At 68.5% G+C, this 25,106-nt stretch carries 22 protein-coding genes; 5 read left to right on the top strand and 17 right to left on the bottom strand.

From position 1 onward, the window contains the following. Positions 1-77 precede the first annotated feature (77 nt). The 11 genes from BLQ14_RS11515 to BLQ14_RS11465 form a co-directional block, all read right to left on the bottom strand. Entirely contained in the window at positions 78-1,271 is a 1,194-nt protein-coding gene (locus tag BLQ14_RS11515) for an AAA family ATPase (RefSeq protein ID WP_092500714.1), read from the bottom strand. After that, positions 1,271-1,804: a hypothetical protein gene (locus BLQ14_RS11510; RefSeq protein ID WP_143004490.1), complete on the bottom strand. Its 534-nt coding sequence runs from the start codon at positions 1,802-1,804 to the stop codon at positions 1,271-1,273. The genes BLQ14_RS11515 and BLQ14_RS11510 overlap by 1 nt, the downstream gene beginning before the upstream one ends. Next, positions 1,801-1,989 carry a helix-turn-helix transcriptional regulator gene (locus BLQ14_RS11505; protein ID WP_092500712.1) on the bottom strand — a complete coding sequence of 63 codons (189 nt, stop codon included), beginning with the start codon at positions 1,987-1,989 and terminating at the stop codon, positions 1,801-1,803. Before BLQ14_RS11505 ends, BLQ14_RS11510 begins: the two co-directional genes overlap by 4 nt. Before the next feature lie 36 nt (positions 1,990-2,025). Then, complete coding sequence (locus BLQ14_RS11500) at positions 2,026-2,751, bottom strand: hypothetical protein (RefSeq protein ID WP_092500711.1); 726 nt, start codon at positions 2,749-2,751, stop codon at positions 2,026-2,028. After that, positions 2,751-4,004: a tyrosine-type recombinase/integrase gene (locus tag BLQ14_RS11495; protein WP_092500710.1), complete on the bottom strand. Its 1,254-nt coding sequence runs from the start codon at positions 4,002-4,004 to the stop codon at positions 2,751-2,753. Before BLQ14_RS11495 ends, BLQ14_RS11500 begins: the two co-directional genes overlap by 1 nt. Before the next feature lie 297 nt (positions 4,005-4,301). Continuing rightward, positions 4,302-4,493 carry a hypothetical protein gene (locus tag BLQ14_RS15300; protein WP_143004489.1) on the bottom strand — a complete coding sequence of 64 codons (192 nt, stop codon included), beginning with the start codon at positions 4,491-4,493 and terminating at the stop codon, positions 4,302-4,304. Positions 4,494-4,619: 126 nt separating this feature from the next. Then, positions 4,620-5,396 carry a FadR/GntR family transcriptional regulator gene (locus BLQ14_RS11485; RefSeq protein WP_092500709.1) on the bottom strand — a complete coding sequence of 259 codons (777 nt, stop codon included), beginning with the start codon at positions 5,394-5,396 and terminating at the stop codon, positions 4,620-4,622. Then, the gene (locus BLQ14_RS11480; RefSeq protein WP_092500708.1) at positions 5,356-6,321 is read right to left on the bottom strand and encodes an ABC transporter ATP-binding protein; all 966 of its coding nucleotides are present in this window, start codon (positions 6,319-6,321) and stop codon (positions 5,356-5,358) included. The genes BLQ14_RS11485 and BLQ14_RS11480 overlap by 41 nt, the downstream gene beginning before the upstream one ends. Next, a complete protein-coding gene (locus tag BLQ14_RS11475) occupies positions 6,318-8,192 on the bottom strand; it encodes a dipeptide/oligopeptide/nickel ABC transporter permease/ATP-binding protein (RefSeq protein WP_092500707.1) in 1,875 nt (624 codons plus the stop codon). Before BLQ14_RS11475 ends, BLQ14_RS11480 begins: the two co-directional genes overlap by 4 nt. Further along, positions 8,189-9,136, bottom strand: coding sequence for an ABC transporter permease (locus BLQ14_RS11470; RefSeq protein WP_092500706.1), 948 nt, complete (start codon positions 9,134-9,136; stop codon positions 8,189-8,191). Before BLQ14_RS11470 ends, BLQ14_RS11475 begins: the two co-directional genes overlap by 4 nt. Positions 9,137-9,216: 80 nt before the next feature. Continuing rightward, complete coding sequence (locus tag BLQ14_RS11465) at positions 9,217-10,806, bottom strand: ABC transporter substrate-binding protein (RefSeq protein WP_092500705.1); 1,590 nt, start codon at positions 10,804-10,806, stop codon at positions 9,217-9,219. 140 nt (positions 10,807-10,946) lie between these two features. On the opposite strand from BLQ14_RS11465, the gene BLQ14_RS11460 reads away from it, so the two are divergent. Then, positions 10,947-11,612, top strand: coding sequence for a DUF1028 domain-containing protein (locus BLQ14_RS11460; RefSeq protein WP_092500704.1), 666 nt, complete (start codon positions 10,947-10,949; stop codon positions 11,610-11,612). A 226-nt stretch (positions 11,613-11,838) separates the two neighbouring features. Here BLQ14_RS11460 and BLQ14_RS11455 read toward each other — a convergent pair whose 3' ends face one another. After that, positions 11,839-13,977 (bottom strand): malate synthase G, encoded by a 2,139-nt coding sequence (locus BLQ14_RS11455; RefSeq protein ID WP_092500703.1) that lies wholly within the window; start codon positions 13,975-13,977, stop codon positions 11,839-11,841. 116 nt (positions 13,978-14,093) lie between these two features. Further along, positions 14,094-14,804, bottom strand: a complete 711-nt coding sequence (locus tag BLQ14_RS11450; protein WP_092500702.1) for an HAD family hydrolase — start codon at positions 14,802-14,804, stop codon at positions 14,094-14,096. Positions 14,805-14,905: 101 nt separating this feature from the next. On the opposite strand from BLQ14_RS11450, the gene glmU reads away from it, so the two are divergent. The 3 genes from glmU to BLQ14_RS11435 are packed head-to-tail and all read left to right on the top strand — an operon-like array spanning position 14,906 to position 18,788. Beyond that, positions 14,906-16,261 (top strand): bifunctional UDP-N-acetylglucosamine diphosphorylase/glucosamine-1-phosphate N-acetyltransferase GlmU, encoded by a 1,356-nt coding sequence (gene glmU, locus BLQ14_RS11445; protein WP_092500701.1) that lies wholly within the window; start codon positions 14,906-14,908, stop codon positions 16,259-16,261. Between the two features lie 3 nt (positions 16,262-16,264). Beyond that, complete coding sequence (glmS, locus tag BLQ14_RS11440; protein WP_092500700.1) at positions 16,265-18,091, top strand: glutamine--fructose-6-phosphate transaminase (isomerizing); 1,827 nt, start codon at positions 16,265-16,267, stop codon at positions 18,089-18,091. Continuing rightward, on the top strand, positions 18,084-18,788 hold the full coding sequence (locus BLQ14_RS11435) for a DNA alkylation repair protein (RefSeq protein ID WP_425412105.1): 705 nt from the start codon (positions 18,084-18,086) through the stop codon (positions 18,786-18,788). Before glmS ends, BLQ14_RS11435 begins: the two co-directional genes overlap by 8 nt. A 64-nt stretch (positions 18,789-18,852) precedes the next feature. Here the strand turns inward: BLQ14_RS11435 and BLQ14_RS11430 are convergent, their stop codons facing one another. After that, positions 18,853-20,475, bottom strand: a complete 1,623-nt coding sequence (locus BLQ14_RS11430) for an AMP-binding protein (protein ID WP_092500699.1) — start codon at positions 20,473-20,475, stop codon at positions 18,853-18,855. 4 nt (positions 20,476-20,479) lie between these two features. Beyond that, on the bottom strand, positions 20,480-21,004 hold the full coding sequence (locus BLQ14_RS11425) for a hypothetical protein (RefSeq protein WP_245657091.1): 525 nt from the start codon (positions 21,002-21,004) through the stop codon (positions 20,480-20,482). Positions 21,005-21,090: 86 nt separating this feature from the next. Between BLQ14_RS11425 and moaA the strand changes: the two genes are divergently transcribed. Further along, entirely contained in the window at positions 21,091-22,098 is a 1,008-nt protein-coding gene (gene moaA / locus BLQ14_RS11420) for a GTP 3',8-cyclase MoaA (RefSeq protein ID WP_092500883.1), read from the top strand. A gap of 159 nt (positions 22,099-22,257) precedes the next feature. Here moaA and BLQ14_RS11415 read toward each other — a convergent pair whose 3' ends face one another. Further along, positions 22,258-23,550 carry an ABC transporter substrate-binding protein gene (locus BLQ14_RS11415; protein ID WP_092500698.1) on the bottom strand — a complete coding sequence of 431 codons (1,293 nt, stop codon included), beginning with the start codon at positions 23,548-23,550 and terminating at the stop codon, positions 22,258-22,260. An 81-nt stretch (positions 23,551-23,631) separates the two neighbouring features. Further along, a complete protein-coding gene (locus BLQ14_RS11410; protein WP_245657090.1) occupies positions 23,632-25,029 on the bottom strand; it encodes a hypothetical protein in 1,398 nt (465 codons plus the stop codon). Positions 25,030-25,106 lie beyond the last annotated feature (77 nt).

Genomic DNA, 25,106 nt, shown 5'->3' with positions numbered 1-25,106 from the left:
TCGCACCCTCGTTGACCGGGCGTTGGCGGGGGGTTGCACCGGGGGTTGCACGAAGTGTTGCACGGGGGGTTGCACCCTCAATTCTGAGCATTTTCGGCCCCCTTCCTGGCGATGTGTGACCGGGCTTTTGCGCCGCTGCCGTGGGTGGCAATTACGATCTCGCCGCGCGAGAACAGCGCCTCCATTGCGCCCTTCAGCGCCCTTTTCGTGCATCCCTCGGCCTCGGGCAGGCTCGCGAATTGTGTCGGCGCGTATGTCGGGCCGGGGCTGGCAGAGACGTAGCGCCCCTGCGCCGTCATGGCGTCCAGCAGCTTCAGGAAGACGCGTTCGGCCTTGGCCCCGGCTGCCAGCGCATCCAGGCCGGTGCCCTGCGCCTCGGCGACGAACACTCCCTCGCGCCACTTCAAGCTTATTTCGTCGCCGGTCCGGCCGTAGTTGGCCTTCTTCGTGGCCAGTATTCGCGCGTCCGGGTCGGGCTCAAAGCCGTTGTCGGTGATCCTCGACAGGTAGAGCCGCGACCGGACAGAGTTATTCCATGCCGTCGATCCTGACGTTCCCGTGCCGCTATTGAGGCCGGTCAGGCTCGGGTGCCCGAGCAGCATGACCGCGCACTTGCGCCGGATCGCCAGGCCCCGGAGGATGCCGACAAATTGGCGCACCTTGGCGCGGTCATTTTCATTGGCCGGGTAAACATCGGCTAGAGTATCGATCACGATCAGGGCCGGGGACTCTTCGGCCGCCCGCGCGTCCAGTTCCTCGAACAGGGCGCTGGCCATGAGTTGCAATTGCGTGTCCACGGCCAGCAGCGCGTCTTCGCCAGCCAGTGAACGAAGCGTCAGGCCCTCAAGGTCATCATAGCTCCGGCTCTCCGCCCGAAGGATGTCGTCGATGCGGCGATGCAATTCGTCGTCGTCATCTTCGGCGGAAAGGAAGATGACGCGCCCCGGAGTCACAGCCCTGCCCAGCCACGGTGTTTGCGCCGCGACCGCGACGGCAAGCTGGAGCGCCAGCAGGCTTTTGCCGGTGCCCCCGTCGCCGCTGAACAGCGTGACCGTCCGGTTTGGCACCAGCCCGTGCACCAGCCACTCGCGCGGCGGAACGGGCTTGCCCTTGAGCGATGCCGCCGAATAAAACTGGCTCTCGCGCGCCGGTGCAGGCTGAATTATGGTCGCCCCTCGCGGGCTTCGTGGGTGGTCGCCTTCGATCGGCTCGCGCGGAAATTCGAGACGATGCTCGCGCAGGCGGGCGGCCAGGTCTGCAAATTCCTTCATCACGCGGCCCTCCCTTTCATGTATTCAAGGAAGGCCGCGCGGCGGCTGGGTGCCATCGCCTGCACGCAGGCCAGAGCGTAAGCGTCCAGCTCGTCCGGCTCGGCCATGTCGGCCCAGAAGGCTGCCTCGTCCATGAAGCCAAGCAGCGGCGGAATCGGCTGGCCCGCGCCCGTGCAGAGCGCCGCCTCGGCGGTAAAGATGGCGTCCTCGCGGTCGAGCGCCGCGAGCGCCGCGAAGGCCAGCGCCGCCCGCTCGCGGGGCTCCAGCCGGGCCCTCAGGACTATCGACAGGCCCGCCCACGAGTCCGCATCGCCCAGAGTCAAGGTGTAACCGAAGGTCCGCACGGCCTTCAGGTGCCGCCGCTGCATTAGGCTGGAAAACGACTTTTTGCGGCCGCGACGCTCGCGAGGGCTTGCGTTCCCCGCCCGGCTCGAGGTATTATCCCGGCAGACACCTTGACAGTGACTTTTCGCCCCCGCCGCTTCGGTCATCGCGGCGGGGTTTCCGCTTGCGATGGTCGATTTCTGGATCACGCCGACACCTCGCGGGAGTCCAGCCACTCGATGATGTCGGCCTCACGCCAATACCTGCGTCTGGAAATGTAGACAGGTTTTGGAAAGTCCAGATCGGGGTCGGCGAGCCATCTCCAAAGGGTCATGTCGGAGATGTTGCCGCAAATGTCGCGCACCGCACTTGCGGGCAAAAGCTTTTTTTCCATGCGTCACGCCTCGAGTTATCGGGTGACGCTAAGTTGTCACATGTTTTGCCGGACAGTGGCCCGGGTGTCCGTATTTTTTTCCCGGTAGCGATCCCATTGCCGCCTGATCGCCTGCCAGCCCCCGAGGCCCTCGGCCTCGCACTGGCGGGCCGCGTTTTCTACTCCCAAGTCAGGCACCAATTCCTTCATGCGGGCGAACCGTGCCTCACGCATAGCAGCGTGAGCCTTGTTCGTGATCGCGGCACCGTCTTTCTGCCCGCGCTTCACGGGTCGCCCGGTCAAGGCTAGAGCCTCCCTCTTTTCGCCGCTGATCGGATCAACACCAGCGCGCCACCACATGCGTTCCTGTAGCCTGCCCATTTCTTCGGCCGCCATCAGCATCCGAGACAGGTTTTCGGGTGTTACGTCGCCAGCCTCCAAGCGCTCACGTCCTTGTTTCAGCGCGTTGTATTCGGCCAGCCAGTGCGCGGCTATCCATTGCGCCGAGTTTTCCGCGAGGCCCTTTTCGCGCAGAGCTTCGGTATTCACCACGCACTTGCCATCATCCGCCAAATCTACCGTTGCAAGGATTGCTCGGCATCGCTCGGCATTGTGCCGGTGCAAGGCATCGCCGGGCCAGTCGCCCGGTTCGGCAACGGGGAGGGAATCGGCCCACGCTTTTAAGGCCGCGTTACAGGCATCCACATCGCGCGGATCGTCCATCCGATACCTGAGATCGGTTCGTTGCATCATCCCGGTGTCTTTTGTGATTCTATCGGGCATCACCGCGCCTCTTCCAGCCGCACCAGGTTGTCGGGCTGGCCTTGCGCCAGCGACAGCACAAACCGGCCCCACGCCTCAAGCGCCCGCCGTTTTTCGTCCGCATAGTCGTGCCGCTGATACACGCCCACGATCCCGCCGCCTGTCCCGCTGACGTGGTTTAGCACCGCCTCAGTCACGCGCACCGGGATGCCCAGCCGCGCCATGCCGGTTGCCGCCGTCCTGCGCAGATCGTGAAAGGTCCAATGTGGGATTTCGACAGGCTTCCCAGCTTCATCGCTGGCAATCTGCACCATGCGGGCGGCAAGGTAACCTTTGCCCTTGTGATAGCCGCTCAGGGGCGTCCGCCCGTTGGTCGTGTGATAGAGACCCGCAGGCCCGTCTATGCGTTCGATAGCGTCCAGAACATCGCGCACCGCGCCAGTGATAGGCACCATGTGAGCGCGCTTGTTCTTCGTCCGGTGCGCAGGTATGTGCCATTCATCGCCTTGCAGTTCCGCGTCGGTCATACCGGCCACCTCGGACAGCCGTTGCCCCGTCAGCAGCAACACCTTGCCTAGAGTGCCCCACGGTTGGCCCTCAGATTCACACGCGGCCCAGAACCACCGCAGTTCATCGTCAGACAGCACCCGGTCGCGGCTCGTTTCCTTGGCCACGGCCTTGACGTTCATTGCAGGCGATACTTCGATCACGTCACGGTCCACGCACCAATTGAAAAACTTGGACAGGTATGCCCGGACCCGGTTTGCGGTCACGATCCGTCCGCTATCCGCGATTTCGTCCAGCAGGTCGATCACGTCACGCTTGGCAATGTCCTGAATATCCCGGTCGCCCCATTTCGCGACCACGTGGCGGTCAAGTTCACGCTGGACGGTCGCGCCGCTTTTGAGTGTCGAAAGGTGCCTCTTGCCATAGAGTGCCACCAGCGTCTTGATCTTGTCGCGTTCGGATAGGTCGGCCTGCCGTCGATCCGCCTTGGCCTTTTGCTTTGCCGCGCCGGGGTCTGCGCCATGCTCAAGCGCGTCAATTGCATCAGATGCCGCCGCCCGCGCATCGGCCACGCCCATCACCGGCCACTTGCCCAGCGTCAATTTCCTGGGCTTGCCGCCGTAGCGATAACGCAATGCCCACGATTTGGCCCCGCTTGGCTGGATCACCAGATAAAGGCCAGACAGCGCCGGGTCTGGCACCTCTCGCCGCCTTGCGGGGTCGGCTTTCATCGCCTCCACCGCCTTGGCTGTCAATGCTCTCGCCATAGTCAATTGGTCCTCTGGGGTAACACAGGGGTAACAGATAGCCCTGTTTTGTTCTGTTACCCGATGTTAGGCCATGATGGACAAGAGCGCCACAAATAATTGCAAGCCATGGGAAAATTTTGCGCGACAGTTTTACATTGTTAGGCGTCGTTTCCCCGAGAAATTTGACTGTTAATCAATTCGTCGCAGGTTCGAATCCTGCCGCCGGAGCCAACAAACCCCTGATTTTACTAGAGTTTTTCTGCGGTGTGCGCCGAGTGTGCGCGGGGTTTCGCGAAATTGTGTGCTAAGTGTGCGTCAGATCAGGTCTCGAACCTCCCCTGCTGCGCGGTGTCGAGCCGCGTCACCCGTGTTTTCTCGCAACCGGCTGATACCGGACGGAATTTCCGGGGTTCCGAATATCACGTCCCGCGCGCTTGCGATGCCTTCCCGCGCCGTCGTGCCGGGTTTCATGCGCACCGCCGCCTGACCGCCCACCAGAACGGCCAAGCCCCTGCGCCTCGCTCGAGGCCATCCTCCAGCCCGGTCACGGGCTCATCGGCCTCGGCGATCGTCCCGATGTTCAAGTGCCGGCAATCCCGGCCTGACGCCGAAACGCCCGAAGCTCACAGGCGGCTAGATGTGGGAGATGAAGGCATTGTCGATGACCGCTTCCTGAGCACGCATCAGTTTCCAGGCGATCTGCATGTGTTCGGCCATGATGGCCTCGGCGGCTTCGGCGTCGCCCTCCCTGAGCGCGGCGATCAGGCGCGACTGGTGGTCGAACCCCTGCCGCCAGAGCTCGAGGTTGCGCGGCGAATAGAGCCGCCGGTAGACGGTGAGATCGGAAAGCAGCGTGACCATGAAGTCGATGATGAGGCCCAGAAGCGGATTCCTGGCTTGTTCGGCGAGGATGGCGTGAAAGCGCAACGAGGCCACGTGCTGGGCGCGCTCCTCCTCGAGCGTGCGTGACGGCCGGGCATAGCTTGCCATGACCGCCCCGAGTTCATCGAGAACCTCCGGCGCCAGCTTGCCCGCGAGTGAGGCGGCAAGCTTCGGCTCGAGCACGGCGCGCAGCTCGTAGATGTCGTCGATGCTCAGATGCTTGAAGAAGAAGTAGTTGGCCAGCAGCGCCTTGGTGCGCTGACGGCTGACTTCGTGAACGAAGCTGCCCCCGCCCGGCCCGGTGCGCGTCTTGATGAGCCCCTGCGCCTCGAGCAGGCGCATGGCCTCGCGCACCGTTCCCTTGGACACGCCGAAGCGCTCGATCAGCTCCGCCTCCGGCGGCAGCCGGTCGCCGGGCTTCAGCCCCTGTTCGACGACCCAGCCCTTGATCGCCTCGGCAACGCGGAAGGGCCGGCTTGTCCTCGGCTCATTCGCGGAGCGGGTGGTGGCAGGCGGCAAGTCGGTCATCTCCGATCTCTTCCAGTGGCGGTTCCTGCGCGCGGCACAGGGCGTCGGCGCGCGGGCACCTGCCGGCAAAGGCGCAGCCCGCGGGAGGATGGCGCGGGTCGGGCAGCTCGGCTTCCGCCGCCTCGGGCGCCCGCAGCGCCCGGCCGACAACCGGCGCGCTGTCGGCCAGAAGCTTCGTATAGGGATGGGCCGGGCTTGCAAAGACCTCGCGCGCCGGCCCCAGTTCGGCCACGGCGCCAAAGTAGAGCACCATGACGCGGTCGGAGACCGCCTCGGCCACGGCGAGGTCATGGGTGATGAACAGATAGGTCAGGCCCATGCGCCGCTGCAGGTCGGCAAGCAGGTTCAGCACCTGCGCCTGCACCGAGACATCGAGCGCCGACACCGGCTCGTCGAGCACCAGGATGCGCGGATCGGCGGCCAGCGCCCGGGCGATGCCGATGCGCTGCGCCTGCCCGCCGGAGAATTCGTGCGGGTAGCGGTCGAGCGCGTCGGCCGGCAGGCTGACGGCGGCGAGAAGCTCGGCAAGCCGCTTCTCGCGTGCCGCCCGCGGCATCCGGTGCAGGAGTTTCAGCGGGGTCTCGAGAATGCGGCGCACGCTGCGGCGGGGGTTGAGGCTGCCGGCGGGATCCTGAAACACATACTGGATGAGCCGCCCGAAGCGGGCGGGGTCGGCGGTATCGAGCGCCCTGCCCTCGATCTCGATGCGCCCCGCGGTGGGCGGCAGAAGGCCCACCAGCATGCGCGCCAGCGTCGACTTGCCCGACCCCGATTCACCGACGATGGCAAGCGTCTCCCCCGGTGCCACCGCGAAGGAGACGCCGCGCACCGCCTGCACCCCGGCCCGCGCGCGGCCCAGAAGCGGGGCGCGGTCCCCGAAGGTCTTGCGCAGGTCCTCGACCTTCAGTGCCGGGATGCTCGTCATGGCGTCGTCTCGGGATGGAGGCAGCGCACCGCGCGCGCGCCCGCGCGGCGCAGGGGAATGTCGCCCGCGCCGCAGTCGGGCCGGGCACGGTGGCAGCGGGGGGCGAAGGCGCAACCGGGCGGCAGCGCGTCGAGCCGCGGCGGCAGGCCCGGGATGGCCTCGAGCCGCCGGCGCCCGGCACCGGGCTCGGGCACGCAGGCGATCAGCCGGCGGGTATAGGGGTGGGCCGGCGCGGCAAGAACCTCGGCCGTCGGTCCCTCCTCGACGATGCGCCCGGCGTACATCACGGCGAGCCGCTCGCAGAGCTGGGCGACCACACCGAAGTCATGGGTGATGAACAGGATGGAAAGGCCGCGCTCGCGCCGCAGACGCTCGAGCAGCGCAAGGATCTGCGCCTGAACCGTGACATCCAGCGCCGTCGTCGGCTCGTCGGCGATGATGACGTCAGGGTTGTTGGCAAGCGCCATGGCAATGCCGACGCGCTGCCGCTGCCCGCCCGACAGCTGGTGCGGGTAGTCGTCGATCCGGTCCTCGGGGCGGGGCATGCGCACATCGCGCAGCAGCTCCAGCGCCCGTACGCGCGCCGCCCGCGCCCCCATCGGCTGGTGGGCGCGGATCGCCTCGGCCAGCTGGTCGCCGATGCGGTAGAGCGGGTGCAGCGTGGCCTGCGGATCCTGGAACACATAGGCCACGCGCCGCCCACGCAGGGCACGCAGCACCTCGAACGGCGCGCCGATCACTTCTTCGCCGTCGAGCCGCACCGCCCCGCCGGCAATGACCCCGGGCGGCGACGCCACGAGGCGCATCACCGAAAGCGCCGTCACCGACTTGCCCGAGCCCGACTCGCCCACGAGCCCCACCGCCTCGCCCCGCCCGAGCGACAGGCTGACCCCGTCCACGGCCGGCAGCACGCGCCGGCCGAGGCGAAACTCGGTCCTGAGATCGTCGATCGCGAGCAGCGCGGGCGGGTCGGGCTCCCGCAGCGGGGGCGGCGCAGGCCGGTCCACCACGGTGGCCGGCAGCGGGCGGGTCAGCGCCCCGGCCCCAAGCCGCGGGTCGAGCGCGTCGCGCACGCCGTCGCCGAAAAGATTGATCGACATGACCACGAGAAAGATCATCACCCCCGGCACCACCGCGACATGGGGGTGCGAGATGAGCGCGGCGCGCGCCTCTCCCAGCATCGAGCCGAGGTCGGCCTGCGGCGGCTGGCTGCCGAGGCCGAGAAAGCTGAGCCCGGCCGTCTCGAGAATCATCCAGCCGGTCGTCGTGGTCAGGGCGATGACGATCACCGGCAGCACGTTGGGCAGGATCTCCACCGCCATGATGCGCAGGTTGCCCATGCCCGACAGCCGCGCGGCATCGACGAACTCGCGCCCCGCGAGCGCGACCGTCACGCCACGGATGTTGCGGGCGAAGAAGGGCACGTTGACGGCGGCCACCGCGATCAGCGCGTTGACGAGCCCCGGCCCCAGCGCCGCGACGATCGCCAGCGCCAGGAGCACGTAGGGAAACCCCATCAGCATGTCGACGCCGCGCATGATGACATTGTCCACCCGCCCGCCGAGAAAGCCCGCGACGATACCGAGAACCGAGCCGAGCACGGCGGCGATGAGCGCTGCGGCAAACCCCATCGCCAGCGACAGCCGGGTGCCATGGGCGAGGCGGGAAAGCAGATCGCGCCCCAGATGGTCGGTGCCCAGAAGATGGCCCTCGGAGAGGGGGCGGGCGAAGCGCTCGGCGGTGGCGGTGGCGTTCGGATCCTGCAGCGGCAGGAGCGGCACGGCGAGCGCCACCAGCACGATGAGCGCCAGCATCGCGCCCCCGGCGGCGGCAAGACGGTTGCGGGCCAGACGCTGAAGGAAGGCGGTCATGTCTTGATCCGCGGGTCGAGCAGCGCCTGGGCGACATCTACGGCGATGTTGAACAGCACATAGGCCGCGGCAACGAACACCACGCCGCCCTGAACGAGCATCAGGTCGCGCTTGAGGATCGCATCCACCAGCATGCGCCCCACGCCCGGCCACTGGAAGACGGTCTCGATGTAGACCGCGCCCGAGAGCACGAAACCGGCCTGAAGCCCGAGCACCGGGATGATCGAGACCATCGCGCTGCGCAGCGCGTGGCCGAATATGACCCGCCGCTCGCGCAGCCCCTTGGCGCGGGCGGTGCGGATGTAGTCCTGCCTGAGGACCTCGAGCATGGCCGAGCGCGACAGCCGCGCCACCACCCCCGCGGCCACCGCCGCGAGCGCAACGGCCGGCATCACCAGATGGTGCAGGAGGTCCGCAAGGTCGCCGCCGCCGTAGATGGCATACATGCCGCTTACCGGAAACCAGCGCAGCCGCACGGCGAAGAAGAGGATCATGATCATGCCGAGGAAGAAGGAGGGCACCGAGATGCCGATCAGCACGGCGAAGGTGATCAGCCTGTCGGCAAGCCCGTATTGCCGCACGGCCGACACGACGCCCGCGGCGATGCCGAAGAGCGCGCAGAGCACGAAGCTCGTCCCGGCAAGCACCAGCGTGGCCGAGAAGCGCTCCGCCACCTCGTCGATGACCGGGCGGTTGAGCGAGAAGGAGCGACCGAAATCGCCCTGTAGCATGTTGCCGAGCCAGATGAAGTAGCGCTCCACCATCGGCCGATCGAGGCCGAGGTCGCGGTTGAGCTTCTCGACGTTCTCGGGCGTGGCATAGGCGCCGAGAATCGCCGTGGCCGGGTCGCCCGGAATGAGCGACATGATGAGAAAGACGATCACCGTGATGCCGAGCAGCACCGGCACCGCCGAGATCAACCGTCTGAGAATGTAGCCGCCCAAGTTCCGATGCCCCGCAAGCCCGTCGCGAGCGACCGCCTCCGACCGCGCGGGCCGGCGGCGGTCGCGTCACTGCGTCGCTGTCACTCCTTCACCACCGATGCAAGGTGCAGAAGGAAGGACGGCTCGAGCCGGAAGTTCTTCACCCGGTCGCTGGTGACGGCGTTCTGCTTCCAGTTGGCGACGAAGACCCAGGGCGCATCATCATGCACGATGACCTGCATCTCCTTGTAGAGGCGCGCGCGCTCGGCCTGATCGGTGGAGGTGCGCGCCTTCTCCAGCAGCTCGTCCACCTTCGGGTTCGAGTAGTAGCCCGAGTTGAAGCCGCCCTTGTCGGGCCAGGCCTCGGTGCGCAAGGCCAGGTAGGGAAGCGTGTCGGGATCGTTGGTCATCCAGGCCATTTCGGCCATGTCGGCCTTGCCCTCGAGGCCGGGGTTCACCTGTCCGAGGAAGGTGTTCCATTCGAAGGTCTTGATCTCGACATCAAAGCCGACCGCCTCGAGATCGGCCTGAATGGCGGTGCCCATCGGCACCGGATCGAGCATGCCCGAACCGCCCTCGGTGACGTAGAAGACGAGCTTCGCGCCGGCCGCGCCGGCTTCTTCGATCAGCGCGCGGGCCTTGTCGGGGTCGTAGGGATAGGGCTCGAGCGCGTCGTTGTAGGCCCAGTTGAAGGCCGGCGGAATGGGTCCGGCGGCCACCGTGGCCGTGCCCTCGAGCACGTCGTTCACGATCGCTTCCTTGTTGATGGCGTAATTGGCCGCCTGGCGCACCCGCTTGTCGGCGAAGGGGCCCTCCTTGCAGTTGAGGATCAGGAACCACAGGTGCGGGCCGGCCTGCTCGACGATCGAGAAGCCTCCGCCGCGGAACTGCGCCAGTGAGGTGGGCGGCACCTCCACCATCAGGTCGATGCCGCCGGCCAGCATCTCGGCAACGCGGGTGTTCGCGTCGGTGATCGGGCGGAAGATCACCGCCTCGGTGCCGGCCTTCTCGCCCCAGTAATCGGGGTTGCGCTCGATCACCACCGCCTCGTTGGAGCGCCACTCGACGAAGCGGAAGGGTCCGGTGCCCACCGGGTTGCGGCCGAACTCCTTGCCGTGCCGCTTCACCGCCTCGGGCGAGACGATGAGCCCCGTGGGATAGGCGAGGTTCGACAGGAAGGGCGCGTAGGGCTCGTTCAGCGTGAATCGCACCGTGCGCGGATCGAGCGCCTCGGTCTTGGCAACCGATCCGAAGAAGAACGCCAGCGGAAACGGGCCGGTGTCGTGGTAGGGATGGCTCTCGTCGAGCATGCGATCGAAGTTGAACTTCACCGCCTCGGCGTCGAAGGGCGTACCGTCATGAAAGCGCACGCCCTCGCGCAGGGTGAAGGTGTAGACCGTGCCGTCGTCGCTGATCGTCCAGTCGGTGGCCAGCCCAGGCGCCACCTCGAGCGTGCCCGGCTTGTAGCGGGTCAGGCCCTCGTAGAGGTTCACGAGAATGCGGAAGTCGTTGACCGCCGTGACCGCCGCAGGGTCGAGCGCCTTTGGCTCGGCGATCTGCCCCACCACCAGAACCCCCGGCGGCGTGGCGGCACGAGCCCGGCGCGGCATGGCCCCGGCCGCGGCAAGGGCGGCCAGGCTGCTCATGGTCGAGGCGAGAAAGCCCCGGCGAGTCGGATGGCGAAAGGTCATCGGTCACGGTCTCCCTGTCTGGCATCTTTCGGCATGGGCGCCTGGTCGCGGACGCTGCCCATCCATGATGCGTGCAAATTATCATGATAAATTGCGCCGGTCAATTTATCATGATAATTCTTCGCGCACGGAGGTGTGCGATGACCTTTTCCATTCTCGCCCGCGACGCGCAGACGGGAGCCATCGGCGGTGCGGCGGCCACGGGAAGCCTGTGCGTGGGCGGCTGGGTGCTGAGGGGCGCTCTGGGGGCGGGCATGTCCGCCAGCCAGGGCGCGGCGCCATCCACGTTCTGGGGCGAGGATGTGTTGACGCTGCTGCGCGAGGGCATGTCTGCGCAGGCGGCACTCGACAGGGTCGTCGGCAGCGATCGCGGCCGCGAATGGCGGCAGCTCTCGGCGCTCTCCGAAGGAGGAGAAGGCGCCGCCTTCACCGGCGCGCGAAACGGCGATGCCAAGGGGCACGTGCTGTTTGACGGAGGCGTTGCCGCCGGCAACATGCTGAGCGACGAGGGCGTTCTGGCCGCGCTGGTGGACGGGTTCCGCGCCACCGCAGGCCCGCTCGACGAGCGGCTGCTCGCGGCGCTCGAGGCGGCCGCGGAAGCGGGTGGCGACCATCGCGGGTTGCAATCTGCGGCGCTCCTCGTCCTGAGCCGGAACCGGCCGCCGCTTACCCTGCGCATCGATTTCCATCCCGACGACCCTCTGTGCGCGCTGCGCGAGCTGCATCGCCGCGCCACGACCGGGGACTATGCGGACTGGCTGCGCCACGTGCCCGTGGCGACAGACCGCGAGCGCGGCCTCGCCTGACCGGCGCCGCCCCGCCGCGGCACAAGGCGCGGTGCCGCCCTCAGGCCAACCCGGCGCGGTTCATGTCCTTCTCGTCCGCCGCCGTTCGGCGAACGGGCTGACGTCGATGCAAGAACCTTGTCTGGGGAGCGGGTCCGCCGGACTCACTGCCGGATGCGGGGCCTGCTGAAGCAGGACGGCCCGCGCCGAATGGCACGGGCCGCTTGCCTGTTTCATGCCGCGCGCCTCAGCCGCGCGCCTTGCGCATGAGCCGGTAGCGGTGGAGGATCGGCTCGGTGTAGCCCGAGGGCTGCACCCGCCCCTCGAAGACCAGCGCGCAGGCGGCCTTGAAGGCTTCACCATCGTAGGACGGCGCCATCGGCGTGTAGTTCGGATCGCCCGCGTTCTGCCGGTCCACCACCTGCGCCATGCGCTTCATCGCCTCCATCACCTTCTCGCGTTCCACAAGCCCGTGGTGCAGCCAGTTGGCGATGGCCTGGCTCGAGATGCGGCAGGTGGCGCGGTCTTCCATCAGCCCGATGTCGTTGATGTCGGGCACCTTCGAACAGCCGATGCCCTGATCGATCCAGCGCACCACATAGCCGAGAATGCCCTGCGCGTTGTTGTCGATCTCGCGCATCACCTCGTCCTCGCCGAGGTTGCGCCCCTCCATCACCGGGATGGTCAGAAGCGCGCGCAGGCTCGCGCGCGGGCCGCCCGCGGCGATCTCGCGCTGACGGGCGAAGACATCGACCTTGTGGTAGTGCGTCGCATGCAGCGTCGCCGCCGTCGGTGAAGGCACCCAGGCGCAGTTGGCTCCGGCCTGCGGGTGGGCGATCTTTTCCTTCAGCATCGCCGCCATGAGGTCGGGCGCGGCCCACATGCCCTTGCCGATCTGCGCCCGGCCCGCGAGCCCGCAGGCAAGCCCGATGTCGACGTTGCGATCCTCATAGGCCTTGAGCCAGGTGGCGTGCTTCATCTCGCCCTTGGGGATCATCGGCCCCGCTTCCATCGAGGTGTGGATCTCGTCGCCGGTGCGGTCGAGGAAGCCGGTGTTGATGAAGGCCACGCGGTGCTTCGCGGCGCGGATGCATTCCTTGAGGTTGGCGGAGGTGCGCCGCTCCTCATCCATGATGCCGAGCTTCACCGTGTAGGGCTCAAGCCCGAGCGCGCGCTCCACGTGGGAGAAGACCTCGTCGGCAAAGGCCACCTCGGCAGGCCCGTGCATCTTGGGCTTGACCACGTAGATCGAGCCCGCGGCCGAGTTCCGGAACGCGCCGTTGCCCTTGAGGTCGTGGATCGCGATGAGGGTGGTGAACATCGCGTCCATCAGCCCCTCGAAGATCTCCTCGCCGTCACGGGTGAGGATGGCCGGGTTGGTCATCAGGTGCCCGACGTTGCGCACCAGCATCAGCGAGCGGCCCTTGAGCGTGAAGGGCGTGCCATCGGGCGCGGTGAATGCGCGGTCGGGCGCCATGGCGCGGGTCATGGTCCTGCCGCCCTTCTCGAAGGAGGCGGTCAGGTCGCCCTTCATCAGCCCAAGCCAGTTGCGGTAGCACAGCGTCTTGTCCTCGGCATCGACCGCGGCGACCGAGTCCTCGCAGTCCATGATCGCCGAGACGGCCGCCTCGAGGCGGATGTCGGCCACGCCTGCCTTGTCGGTGCGCCCGACGGGGTGGTCGGGGTCGATGACGATCTCGATATGCAGGTGATTGTTCTTCAGAAGCACCGAAGACGGATTCGCCGGATCGCCGGTGTAGCCTGCCAACTTGGCCGGATCGCGCAGGGCCGGCACGAGCCGGCCGTTCTCGACCCGGTAGGCCTCCACGTCGGCGTGGCTGCCCTCGGCGAGCGGCACCGCCTCGTCGAGGAAGGCGCGGCCCCAGGCGATGACCCGCGCGCCGCGCTCGGGGTCGTAGGGGCCGGGCTTGGGCGCATCGCCCAGAGCATCGGTGCCGTAGAGCGCGTCATAGAGTGAGCCCCAGCGCGCGTTCGCGGCATTGAGCGCGTAGCGGGCGTTGGTGATCGGCACCACAAGCTGGGGGCCTGGGATTTCGGCGATCTCCGGGTCGATGCGGTCGGTGTCGATCTCGAAATCGGGACCCTCCTCCACCAGATAGCCGATCTCGCGCAAGAACGCCACGTAGGCCTCGGGGTCATGCGGCTGGCCGCGGCGCTCCACATGCCAGGCATCGATCGCCGCCTGCAGCTTCTCGCGCGTCTCGAGAAGGGCGCGATTTCTCGGGCCGAACTCATGGGCAAGCTCGGAAAGCCCCTTCCAGAACGCCTCCGCCGTCACGCCGGTGCCCGGCAGCGCCTCCTCCTCCAGGAACGCGGCAAGCCCCGCATCCACCTGCAGACCGAATTTCTCAACGCGCGCGCTCATCGCCGTCCCTCACTGAATGTCTTGCCGAGATATCCTCGTTGCGGCCGCGGTTCGGACACGCCGCCCCGGACCGGCGGGCAAACTAGCCCCGTTTTCGGCCAGCCGCAAGAAATCGGTCAGATATCCGAACCAATTTGCGCGTCCCGCTCCGAAGTGGCGGCAGGGCCGATGAGGCGCGCGACCACCGCGGGAAGCTCGCCGTATGAGCGCAGGAGCGCCTCGGGGGCCAGCGCCTTCACCGCCTCGCCTTCGGGACCGAATGTGACGAGCACGGCCGGAACGCCCGCCGCCGCGGCGGTGGCGCGGTCGGTCTCCGTATCGCCGATGAGCACCGCCCGCGCCCGCTCGCCGCCGGCCCGCGCAATCGCCTCGAGCAGCGGCCGGGGGTGGGGCTTGCGCACCTCGAGCGTGTCCGCGCCGATGAGCGAAGCGAAGAGGCCCCGCACGCCGAGGCGGCAAAGAAGCTCCTCGGCCAGCGCCTCGGGCTTGTTGGTGCACACGCCCAGACGGCAGCCCTCGCCCGCGAGCGCCTCGAGCGCAGCCGCCGCGCCGGGGTAGAGGCGACTGTGGGTGTCGAGCGCTTCGGCATAGGCGGCAAGGAAGGGCGCGTATTCGGCATCGACCCTTGCCTCGTCCACCCGGCCGAGGACGCGCTGAAAACCGAGCCGCAGCATCGCCCGCCCACCCCGGAAGGCGGTGGCGGCATCGGCCACCGGGTCGAGCGGCCGGCCAAGCCCCAGCGCCTCGAAGCGGGCGTTGGCCGCGGCGATGAGATCGCCGCTTGTATCGGCAAGCGTGCCGTCAAGATCGAAGATCACCGTCCGCATCGCGCCTCCTGTCGGCGGGAAGATGCCGCCCGCTCCCCTCCCCTTGCAGAGTGCCGGGCGATGGGCAATACCCTGAGGCGGAATTGACGATGGTATTGCCCATGGCGCTTTCGCTGATCGTGCTGGCCGCCGGCCTCGGCACGCGGATGAAATCCGAAAAACCCAAGGTTCTGCACGAGCTTGCCGGAGCGCCGCTCCTCGCCCATGCGCTGGCCGCGGGCCGGGCGCTCGAGCCCGCCCGCGTGGTGGTGGTGGCCGGGCACGGCGCGGAGGCGGTGAGAGCGCTTGCGCAGGAGATCGACCCCGCAATCGAGGTGGCCGTTCAGGAACAGCAGCTCGGCACCGCGCATGCGGTGGCCCAGGCGCGGCCGCTTCTCGAGGGTTTCGCGGGCGACGCGCTGGTGCTCTACGGCGACACGCCGCTCGTGCGTCCCGAGACGCTCGAGGCGATGCGCGCGGCGCGCGGGCGCGCCGATCTGGTGGTGCTGGGCTTCGAGGCCGCCGAGCCGGGCCGCTACGGCCGGCTGGTGGTGGAGGGCGACGCGCTCGAGCGCATCGTCGAGGCCAAGGATGCCTCGCCCGAGGAGCTTCGGATCACCCTGTGCAACTCTGGCGTGGTGATGGCCGATGCGCCGACGCTGTTCTCGCTCATCGAGGAGGTGGGCAACGACAACGCCGCCGGCGAATACTACCTCACCGACATCGTGGCCATCGCGCGGGCGCGCGGGCTCACCGCAACCGTCGTGCGCTGCGACGAGGAGGAGACGCTCGGCGTCAATTCCCGCGCCGAGCTTGCCCGCGCCGAGGCGGTGTTTCAGCGCCGCCGCCGCGCCGAGGCGTTGGAGGACGGCGTCACGCTCGTCGCCCCCGAGACGGTGTTCTTCTCCTTCGACACGGTGATCGGGCGCGACGTGGTGGTCGAACCCAACGTCGTCTTCGGCCCCGGCGTGACGGTGGAGACGGGCGCGCAGATCCGCGCCTTCAGCCATCTGGAGGGCTGCCATGTGAGCGACGGGGCGGTGATCGGCCCCTTCGCCCGGCTGCGGCCCGGCGCCGAGATCGGGGAAGGCGCGAAGGTGGGCAATTTCGTCGAGGTCAAGGCGGCCGAGATCGGCCCCGGCGCCAAGGTCAACCATCTCAGCTACATCGGCGATGCGGCGGTGGGCGAGGCGGCGAACATCGGCGCGGGCACGATCACCTGCAACTATGACGGGGTGATGAAGCACCGCACCGAGATCGGCGCGCGCGCCTTCATCGGCTCGGACACCATGCTGGTCGCGCCGGTCAAGGTGGGCGCGGAGGCGATGACCGCCTCGGGATCGGTGATCACCGAGGACGTGCCCGAGGGCGCGCTTGCCATCGCGAGGGCGCGGCAAGAGGTCAAGCCGGGGCTTGCGCGCCGACTGATGGCGCGGCTGCGGCAGATCAAGGCGCGCAAGGCGGAACAGGAGGGGTGAGGGATGTGCGGGATCGTCGGGGTTCTGGGCCGGCACGAGGCGGCGCCGATCATCGTCGAGGCGCTCAAGCGGCTCGAATACCGCGGCTATGACAGCGCCGGCATCGCCACGGTCGATGCCTCCGGCCGGCTCGACCGGCGGCGCGCGGTGGGCAAGCTCGTCAATCTCTCCGACCGGCTCGTGCACGAGCCGCTGACCGGCACCTCGGGCATCGGCCACACCCGCTGGGCCACCCATGGCGCTGCCACCGAGACCAACGCGCATCCCCACCAGGCCGGGCGCGTGGCGGTGGTGCACAACGGCATCATCGAGAATTTCAAGGAGCTGCGCGCCGCGCTCGAGGCGAAGGGCTATGCCTTCGGCACCGAGACCGACACCGAGACGGTGGCGGTGCTGTGCGAGAGCTTCCTCGACCAAGGCCTCGCCCCCCGCGACGCCGCCGAGCAGACCATCGCGCGCCTTGAGGGCGCCTTTGCGCTCGCCTTCCTCTTCGAGGGCGAGCCTGATCTGATGATCGTCGCCCGCCGCGGCTCGCCGCTCGCCATCGGGCATGGGGATGGCGAGGTGTTCGTGGGTTCGGACGCCATCGCCCTTGGGCCCCTGACCCGCGAGCTGACCTATCTGGAGGAGGGCGACTGGGCGGTGCTGACCCGCCATTCGGTGGAAATCTACGATGCCGAGGGACGGCGGGCGAACCGCCCCGTGCGGGTGGTGGAGATCGACGCGGCGCGGGTCGAGAAGGGCGGCTACCGCCATTTCATGATGAAGGAGATCGCCGAGCAGCCGACCGTGCTTGGCAATGTCATCCGTCACTATCTCACCGAAGACGGCCGCGGCCTTGCCCTGCCCGAGGCCACGCCCGATTTCGCCCGCGTCGACCGGCTGAGCCTCGTTGCCTGCGGCACCGCCTTCTATGCCTGCATGGTGGCGAAATACTGGTTCGAGCAGCTCGCCGGCCTGCCCGTGGACGTCGATATCGCCTCGGAGTTCCGCTACCGCGAGCCGCCGATCACCGCCGGCACCGCGGCGCTCTTCGTCAGCCAGTCCGGCGAGACCGCCGACACGCTGGCCGCGCTGCGCTTCTGCCAGGGACGGGCCGAGCACATCCTTTCGGTGGTCAATGTGCCCGAAAGCTCGATCGCCCGCGAATCCGACCTTGCCCTGCCGATCCTCGCCGGGCCCGAGATCGGCGTCGCCTCGACCAAGGCCTTCACCTGCCAGCTCGCGGTGCTGGCCTGCCTTGCGCTTCAGGCCGCGCTCGACCGGGGCAGGATCGACGAGGGCGAGCTTGCCGGGCATCTCCGGGCGCTTGCCAGCCTGCCGGGGCTGGTGGCGCGCGCGCTCGATCTCGACGGGCGCATCGCCGCGCTCGCCGAGCGGCTCGCGGAGGCGCGCGACGTGCTCTATCTGGGGCGCGGCGCGATCTATCCGATCGCGCTGGAAGGTGCGCTGAAACTCAAGGAAATCAGCTACATCCACGCCGAAGGTTACGCGGCGGGAGAACTCAAGCACGGCCCCATCGCGCTGATCGACAAGTCGGTGCCGGTGGTGGTGCTCGCCCCGCGCGACGGGCTGTTTCCGAAGACCGTCTCCAACATGCAGGAGGTGATGGCACGGCACGGCCAGGTGCTGCTCGTCAGCGACCAGCGCGGCATCGACGAGGCCGCCGAGGGAAGCTGGGCGCAGCTTGCCATGCCGGCCGTCGAGCCGCTCCTTGCGCCGATCCTCTATGCGGTGCCGGTGCAGCTTCTGGCCTACCACACCGCCGTGGCCAAGGGCACCGATGTGGACCAGCCGCGCAATCTGGCGAAATCGGTGACCGTTGAGTGACACTGCTGGAGACCCGCCGGCCGATGCCGCCGCGCTCCTTGCGGCGCTGAAGGATCTGGGCCAGCCCGACCGGGCGGCGGCGATGGCGGCCTATCACAAGGCGCCGCGGCGCTATCTTGGCGTTGCGAATCCCGCCATCGAGGCGCTGGCGCGCCCCCTGCGCCGCACCCTGCCCGCGCCCGAGCGCGTCGCGCTTGCCCGGGCGCTGTGGGAGACGGACATTCACGAGGCGCGCATTCTCGCGGCAAGGCTTCTGACCCAGGCGCGGATGCGCCCCGACGACGGCGCCTGGGCGCTGATCGCCTCGTGGGTGGAGAGCTTCGACGCCTGGGCCATTGCCGACCATGCCTGCATCGCCGGCCAGAAGCGCCTTGTGGCCGACCCTGCGCGCATCGACGAGGTCGAGGGCTGGACGCATCGGGCGCACATGTGGAGCCGGCGCGCGGCGCTGGTGATGACGCTGCCCTGGGCGCGGATGAATCACCCCAAGGCGCGCGACCTCGCGGTGCGCGAGCGCGTGCTTGGCTGGGCCGCGGCGCTGCTCGATGACCGGGACTGGTTCATTCACAAGGTGGTGGCCTCCTGGCTGCGCGATCTCTCCCGGCGCGACGCGGCGCGGGTGCGCCGGTTTCTTGACGCGCATGGCGCGCGGATGCGGCCGTTCGCCCGGCGCGAGGCGGCGCGGCGGCTTGGCTGAGGTCACCGGTAGACCGCGCAGGGGGGCGCACCGACGCACGCCCGGAAGCAGGATCGAAGACGGCTCAGGTGGCTCTCTCGCGCAGCGCGCGGCGCATCACCTTGCCGGTCGCGGTCATCGGCAGGCTGTCGATGGGTTCGATCAGGCGCGGCGCAACGTGGGGGCTGATGCGCGCGCGCACCCGTGCTTTCAGCTCTTCGGCAAGCGCCTCCGACCAGGCGGCGCCAGGGCGAAGGACGACATAGGCCTTGACGATTTCGGTGCGGACGGGGTCGGGCACCCCGATGACCGCGGCATTGACCACATCGGCGTGGCCGGTGAGGCAGTTCTCGATCTCGCTCGGGCCGATGCGGTATCCGGCCGAGGTGATGACGTCATCGTCGCGCGAGACGAACCAGAAATAGCCGTCTTCGTCGCGCCGGGCGAGATCGCCGGTGCGCATCCAGCTGCCGGTGAACTTTTCTGCCGTCTTCTCCGGCTTGTTCCAGTAGCCAAGGAACATAACCGGATCGGGCGCGCGCACGGCGATCTCGCCGATCTCGCCCGGCGGCAGCGCGCGTCCCTCCGGGTCGATGACCGCGACCTCGTGGCCGGGGGTGGCAAGGCCCATCGAGCCCTCGCGCACCTCCATCAGCCCGTGGCAGGAGCCGATGACGAGGTTGCACTCGGTCTGGCCGTAGATCTCGTTGACGGGCGCGCCGAGCGTGCCTTCAGCCCATTCCGAGAGCGCCGCGCCGAGGCTCTCGCCACCCGAGGTGATCGAGCGCACCGAGAGCCGCTGTTGCGCGGGCGCCTGGCGCATGAGCTTGAGCGCCGTGGGCGGCAGGAACAGCCGGTTGATGCCCTCCCGCGCGATCAGCGCGAAGGCGGCCTCGGGGTCGAACTTGCGCATCCGGTGCGCGACGAGCGGCACGCCATAGGCAAGGCAGGGAATGGCCATGTCCATCAGCCCGCCGACCCAGGCCCAGTCGGCGGGCGTCCAGCCGACATCGCCGGGAGAGGCGAAGCGCGGGTGGGTCGTCTCGATCGAGGGCCAGTGGCCGATCATGAAGCGATGCGCATGCAGCGCGCCCTTCGGCGGGCCGGTGGTGCCGGAGGTGTAGATGAGCACCGCCGGGTCTTCGGCCGCGGTGTCCGCGGGCGGCGGGGCGCCATGGGCGGCGGCGATTTCATCGGCAAGGTGGCGGATGGGTGCGGGCGCGGGGTCGATCGAGTAGATCTCGGCAAGCTCGGGCAGCTCGGGGCGCAGCGCCATCAGCTTCTCCACCCCCGCGGCGTCGGTGATGGCGGCGCGGGCGGCCGAATCAGCCAGACGGAAGGCCAGCGCCTCGGGCCCGAAGAGGGTGAAGAGCGGCAGCACCACCCCGCCGAGCTTGTGGATCGCCATGTGTGCGGCCAACACCTCGGGGCATTGTGCAAGCAGCACCGCCACCCGGTCGCCCCGGCCCACCCCGCGTGCGGCAAGCGAGAGCGCCAGCGCATCGGAGACCGCCTTCAGCCGCCCGTAGCTCCACAGCTCGCGGCGGCCGTCTTCACTGACATGGACGATCGCCGTGCGCTCGGGCGCGGCTGCCGCCCAGGCCTCGCAACAGACATGCGCGATGTTGAGCCGGTCGGGGATCTGCCAGCGGAATCCCGCCTGCATGTTGCGGATGTCGGACCAGGCGTCGAGAAGGCGGCGCTGCATGGGCTCAGAGCGCATAGACCTTGAGGGTGACGAGGCTTCTGAGATCGGCGCCGAGAAGGCGGAAGGCGGCCAGCGACAGCCGGCTTCCCGAGCCGGGCGCCCCACCCGAAGGCCTCAGCTCCACCGTGACGCTCTTGCCGGTGAGGGGATTTTCCACCCTGCCCTGCCTGGCTTCGCTCACAAGCGGCGTCTCCATCCAGAAACCCGGGATCGTGGGATCGCCCAGTGAGGTGACGGTTTCGCCCAGAAGCCGCTCGCCGCTCATCTCCTGCGCCGCTCGCACCGCCGCCTCGCGTTCCTCCGGCAGGGTGGTGTCGAACGCCTCGGCCGTGGCGGCACCGGCGGGAGGTGGCGGCGCCGTGCTCAGCGCCGAGAGCGGCGCCCCCGCTTCCGCTTCCGTCCCCGTCTCCCCCGAAGCCTGTGTCTCGTCGGCCGCGCCACGGTTGAAACGGTCGAGAAACCGCATGTCCTGCAACCCGCAGCCGGAGGGGACAAGCGCCAGGGCAAACAGAAAAGCAGCACGCCTCATCATGGCCCGAGCCTAGGACGCAACGGCCGTTGCTGCAACGGGCGATGCGCTTGCCGAGCGTCCCCGGCGCTCCTATGCTCCGGCGCATGGAAGCACCGCTCATCGACCCGTTCAACCGGCCCATCAGCTACCTGCGCGTCTCGGTCACGGACCGCTGCGATTTCCGCTGCGTCTACTGCATGGCCGAGAACATGACCTTCCTGCCCAAGCGCGAGCTTCTCACGCTCGAGGAGCTTGACCGCATGTGCTCGGCCTTCATCCGGCTCGGGGTCAGGAAGCTGCGCGTCACCGGCGGCGAGCCGCTGGTGCGCAAGGGCATCATGACCTTCTTCCATGCCATGTCGCGCCACCTTGCCTCGGGCGCGCTCGACGAGCTGACACTCACCACCAACGGCTCGCAGCTGAAGCGTTTCGCGGGCGAGCTTGCCTCTGCGGGCGTGCGGCGGGTGAATGTCTCGCTCGATACGCTCGATGCCGAGAAGTTCGCCCGCGTCACCCGCTGGGGCCGCCTCAACCAGGTGCTTGAAGGGATCGACGCAGCCCAGGAGGCGGGGCTGAAGATCAAGATCAACACCGTGGCGCTGAAGGGCTTCAACGAGGACGAGCTCTTCACCCTTACCGAATGGTGCGCCAGCCGCGGCATGGATCTCACCTTCATCGAGGTGATGCCCATGGGCGAGATGGAGGAGCAGGAGCGAATCGGCCAGTACTGGGCGCTCACCGACCTGCGCGCGCGGCTTGAGGAGCGCTACCGCCTCACCGATCTGGCAGAGAGCACCGGCGGGCCCGCGCGCTATGTGCGGGTGGAGGAGACCGGCCAGAAGATCGGCTTCATCACCCCGCTCACGCACAATTTCTGCGAGAGCTGCAACCGCGTGCGCATGACCTGCACCGGCGAGCTCTACATGTGCCTCGGCCAGGAGGATCGCGCCGACCTGCGCAAGCCCCTGCGTGACCACCCCGATGACGATTCCGCTCTCGAAGCGGCAATCCGGCGCGCGATCATGCGCAAGCCCAAGGGGCATGACTTCGACTATTCGCGCCAGAGGGTGCGCGGCCAGGTGAGCCGGCACATGAGCCACACCGGCGGCTGACGTCAGGCCACGGCGCCGGCACCGTTACCGGCACCATCGCGCCCGGGAACGGCGCGCCGCAGCCCGGGGTCTCCGGGGGCTGCCGGGTCTGTTCATCACCTTGGGGCAAATACCCTCGCCGAAGGCACGCGCCGCCCCATGTGGGGCGGCGCGTTCCCCTCACAGCGGCTGGGTCGTGTAATCGACCTCGTCGGGATAGAGCCCATCCTCGATCGGGGCGACGTGCTTGACGTTCAGCCGCCTGTCCTCGACGCGGCTGATGTATTGCACGCCGAAGACCTGATGGGTCCTGCCGTTGAATATCTTCGGCCCCTGCGGGTGCTCGTTGGAATGGGGCATCTCGGTGATCGCCTCGGTCGCCTCGATGAGCGCGGGGCGATCCTGCGGGCCGCGATAGCCGCAAGCCTCCATCGCCTGCTTGATGACAAACAGCGTCTCCCAGCAGCCGAACATGTGCGAATAGGTCGAGACATCGCGCGGGTCGGTCACCGAGGCGCCGTTCTCGTCCACCCCGACGCGCTCGCGGAAGAACCTGTCGTAGGGCGACTGGTCAGGCTGGGCGTAGCGCGGGTTGCCTTCCCAGAAATAGGTGCCTTCCAGGAACTCGAGACCGGGGCTCGCGATGTCCACCGCCTCGAGGCTGTCGATGAAGCCGAACATCTCCGGGCGGCTCGGCCCGAAGAACTCGCCAAGTTCCTTGACGAAGGTCAGCACCGCGGGCCCCACCATGACGTGATAGAGCACCTCCGTCTCGCGCGGGATCTTGGGGAAGTAGCGCGTGAAGCTCGTCTCGGTGGGCGGGATGGCGATGTGCGCCACCACTTCGCCGCCGCCCTCGCGCACCGCCTCGGTGAAGAAGTCGCGGTGATCGTGGCCGAAGGCGTAGTCGGGAAAGATCATGGTGACTTTCTTGCCGAGATTGCCGAGAACGAAGGGCGCCATCGCCCGCACCTGGCTCTTCACATCGGTGATGCCGGGCTGGAGCGTGTAGCGGTTGAGCGCGCCCGAGGCCACGTGATGGCCCTCGGAGACCACGTAATAGGGCATCTTCAACTCGCCCGCGCGCGGCGCCGAGCCCATCACCACATGGGAAAACAGCGTGCCGAAGACCACATCCACCTTGTGCTGATTGGCGAATTTCTCCACCACTTCGGCACCCCGCTTGGGGTCGGTGCCGTCATCCTCGGCGACGATCTCCACCGGCCGGCCGTTGATGCCCCCCATCTCGTTGATGAGCTTTGCCGCCGCCTCGGTGGTGCGGCCGTACCAGCGGCCGTAGGCCGCGCCGATCCCGGTGACGTGCTGCTGAAAGCCGATGCGGATCGGCGCCGATGTCTGCGCCTCGGTGAACCGCGCCCAGAGCGGCAGGCTCGCCGCGGCTGCGCCGCCGGCGGCAACCGTCTTCAGCGCGCCCCGGCGGGTCAGAAGTTTCCTGTCGGTCTTGTCGGTCATGGCGAGTTCCCCCTTGGAGGCAGCTTGTTCACGCGCCCTATCCTGCGCCCGACGCTGCCCGCTTGTCCAGCGGGCGCGCGGTCACAGCCCGCGCGGGGATGCCAGAAGCCAAAGGCCGAAGAGCGTGTAGCCCACCATGAAGGCGGCAAGCGGCGCCTGGGCGAGGGCGGCGCGCGGGCTCGAGCCGAAAAGGCGCACCGCCAGCGCGTGGGCGAGCAGCACCGCGAGCACATGGCCAAGCACGATCGCCCCGGCCTGGGTGAGAAAGATCAGGCGCACCGTGTCGCGGGTGTTGAAGAAACCGGTCGTCACGTGGTGATGCCCGAGCCCCAGCAGATCCCAGCCAAGGTGGAAGGGGTCGCTCAACACGCCCAGCACATACTGGCCCTCGACGAGAAAGCTCGTGAGGTAATGGGCGACATGGTAGCCAAGCGCGATCGGCAGCACCGACGGCGCCAAGAGGCGGAAAGCCTGCCCCCACCCGACTGGCCGGCCGGCCAGCCAGAGCCCCCCGCCGATGGTCAGCGCAAAGGCAAGCGGCAGCGCAAGGTTCATCAGGGAGAGCCCCACCAGATTCTGCCAGATCACCGCCGAGCGGCCGGGAAACTCGAGCGGGTTGATCCCGAGCTGTGCGAGCCACCAGAAGGTCTCGTTGAGCCCGTCGAAACTGCCGCAGGCGAGGAGTACGAGGGGCAGCACCGCCAGTGACAGGCCGGGCGCGCGCGCGCCGGCGATCTTCCAGCCCCACAGCCCGAGCGCCACCCTGCCCCGGTGGCGGCCGAAGATTCCCATCCGCCCATAGGCGCGCATCGCCAGCGCAATGCCTTCCGCCGAGAGCACGAAGCGCGGCCCGAAGAGGAAGGCGCCGAGCATCACCGCCGCGAAATACCCCGCCGCCGCCAGCGCCAGCCGCGCAGGGTCGGCCGGGGCGGGATCGGCCATGAGAAATCCGGCGAAGGCCACGAACACCACCACGCCGGGCCAGCGGCCCAGGGCCCGCGGCCAGGGGCGGCGCGCCCCGCTCCCCAGCCGCGCGGCCAGCGCGGCGGGAAGCGCAAAGGGGTTCAGCCATCGCCAGATGTCGCCAAGAACCCCCTGAAGCGTGACGAGCGCCACCCACCACACCGTCCAGACGCCAAGCGTGAGCGGGTTCTCGAGGGGGTCGCGCGGCCCCCACCAGCCCGCCGCAATGAGCGCAAGCAAGAGGAGCGTCGCGGCGGCATTGACGAGCCCCCGCCCCGGCATGGGGCGCACCCGCCACAGCGCAAGCGGGCGGAAGGGGCTGCGCGCGGCGCGCGCGGGCAGGAAGGCCACCAAGAGCACCGTCAGCGCCACCGCCGCCGTGCCCGCCGCCGTGTAGAGCTCCGTCGGCAACAGGAGCACGAAGCCCTGTTCGGTGGCATGGGCGCGCGCGGTCTGAGGCGCAAGCACGCAGAGCGCGGCGAAGAGGGCGGGCGCGATGGCGGCAAGCGGGCGCATGGGGGCAAGGATAGCGCCGCGCTTCGGCCGCGCACAGGCCCCCGCCGCATTGACAAAACGCCGCGTCGCGCGAAGGC

Source organism: Meinhardsimonia xiamenensis (genome assembly GCF_900102905.1).
In the GTDB taxonomy this organism is placed as follows: Bacteria; Pseudomonadota; Alphaproteobacteria; order Rhodobacterales; family Rhodobacteraceae; genus Meinhardsimonia; species Meinhardsimonia xiamenensis.
The sequence above is the reverse complement of the archived record's forward strand: the minus strand, read 5'-3'. Positions and strand labels throughout refer to the sequence as shown.

Excerpts from the sequence above, each read along its gene's own strand:
- BLQ14_RS11460 (WP_092500704.1), top strand. The coding sequence starts at position 10,947 with ATGACCTTTTCCATTCTCGCCCGCGACGCGCAGACGGGAGCCATCGGC.
- BLQ14_RS11450 (WP_092500702.1), bottom strand. The coding sequence starts at position 14,804 with ATGCGGACGGTGATCTTCGATCTTGACGGCACGCTTGCCGATACAAGC.
- BLQ14_RS11495 (WP_092500710.1), bottom strand. The coding sequence starts at position 4,004 with ATGGCGAGAGCATTGACAGCCAAGGCGGTGGAGGCGATGAAAGCCGAC.
- BLQ14_RS11430 (WP_092500699.1), bottom strand. The coding sequence starts at position 20,475 with ATGCAGCGCCGCCTTCTCGACGCCTGGTCCGACATCCGCAACATGCAG.
- BLQ14_RS11410 (WP_245657090.1), bottom strand. The coding sequence starts at position 25,029 with ATGCGCCCGCTTGCCGCCATCGCGCCCGCCCTCTTCGCCGCGCTCTGC.
- BLQ14_RS11415 (WP_092500698.1), bottom strand. The coding sequence starts at position 23,550 with ATGACCGACAAGACCGACAGGAAACTTCTGACCCGCCGGGGCGCGCTG.
- BLQ14_RS11455 (WP_092500703.1), bottom strand. The coding sequence starts at position 13,977 with ATGAGCGCGCGCGTTGAGAAATTCGGTCTGCAGGTGGATGCGGGGCTT.
- BLQ14_RS11500 (WP_092500711.1), bottom strand. The coding sequence starts at position 2,751 with ATGCCCGATAGAATCACAAAAGACACCGGGATGATGCAACGAACCGAT.
- glmU (WP_092500701.1), top strand. The coding sequence starts at position 14,906 with ATGGCGCTTTCGCTGATCGTGCTGGCCGCCGGCCTCGGCACGCGGATG.
- glmS (WP_092500700.1), top strand. The coding sequence starts at position 16,265 with ATGTGCGGGATCGTCGGGGTTCTGGGCCGGCACGAGGCGGCGCCGATC.
- BLQ14_RS11515 (WP_092500714.1), bottom strand. The coding sequence starts at position 1,271 with ATGAAGGAATTTGCAGACCTGGCCGCCCGCCTGCGCGAGCATCGTCTC.
- BLQ14_RS11485 (WP_092500709.1), bottom strand. The coding sequence starts at position 5,396 with ATGACCGACTTGCCGCCTGCCACCACCCGCTCCGCGAATGAGCCGAGG.
- moaA (WP_092500883.1), top strand. The coding sequence starts at position 21,091 with ATGGAAGCACCGCTCATCGACCCGTTCAACCGGCCCATCAGCTACCTG.
- BLQ14_RS11475 (WP_092500707.1), bottom strand. The coding sequence starts at position 8,192 with ATGACCGCCTTCCTTCAGCGTCTGGCCCGCAACCGTCTTGCCGCCGCC.
- BLQ14_RS11505 (WP_092500712.1), bottom strand. The coding sequence starts at position 1,989 with ATGGAAAAAAAGCTTTTGCCCGCAAGTGCGGTGCGCGACATTTGCGGC.
- BLQ14_RS11425 (WP_245657091.1), bottom strand. The coding sequence starts at position 21,004 with ATGAGGCGTGCTGCTTTTCTGTTTGCCCTGGCGCTTGTCCCCTCCGGC.
- BLQ14_RS11480 (WP_092500708.1), bottom strand. The coding sequence starts at position 6,321 with ATGACGAGCATCCCGGCACTGAAGGTCGAGGACCTGCGCAAGACCTTC.
- BLQ14_RS11465 (WP_092500705.1), bottom strand. The coding sequence starts at position 10,806 with ATGACCTTTCGCCATCCGACTCGCCGGGGCTTTCTCGCCTCGACCATG.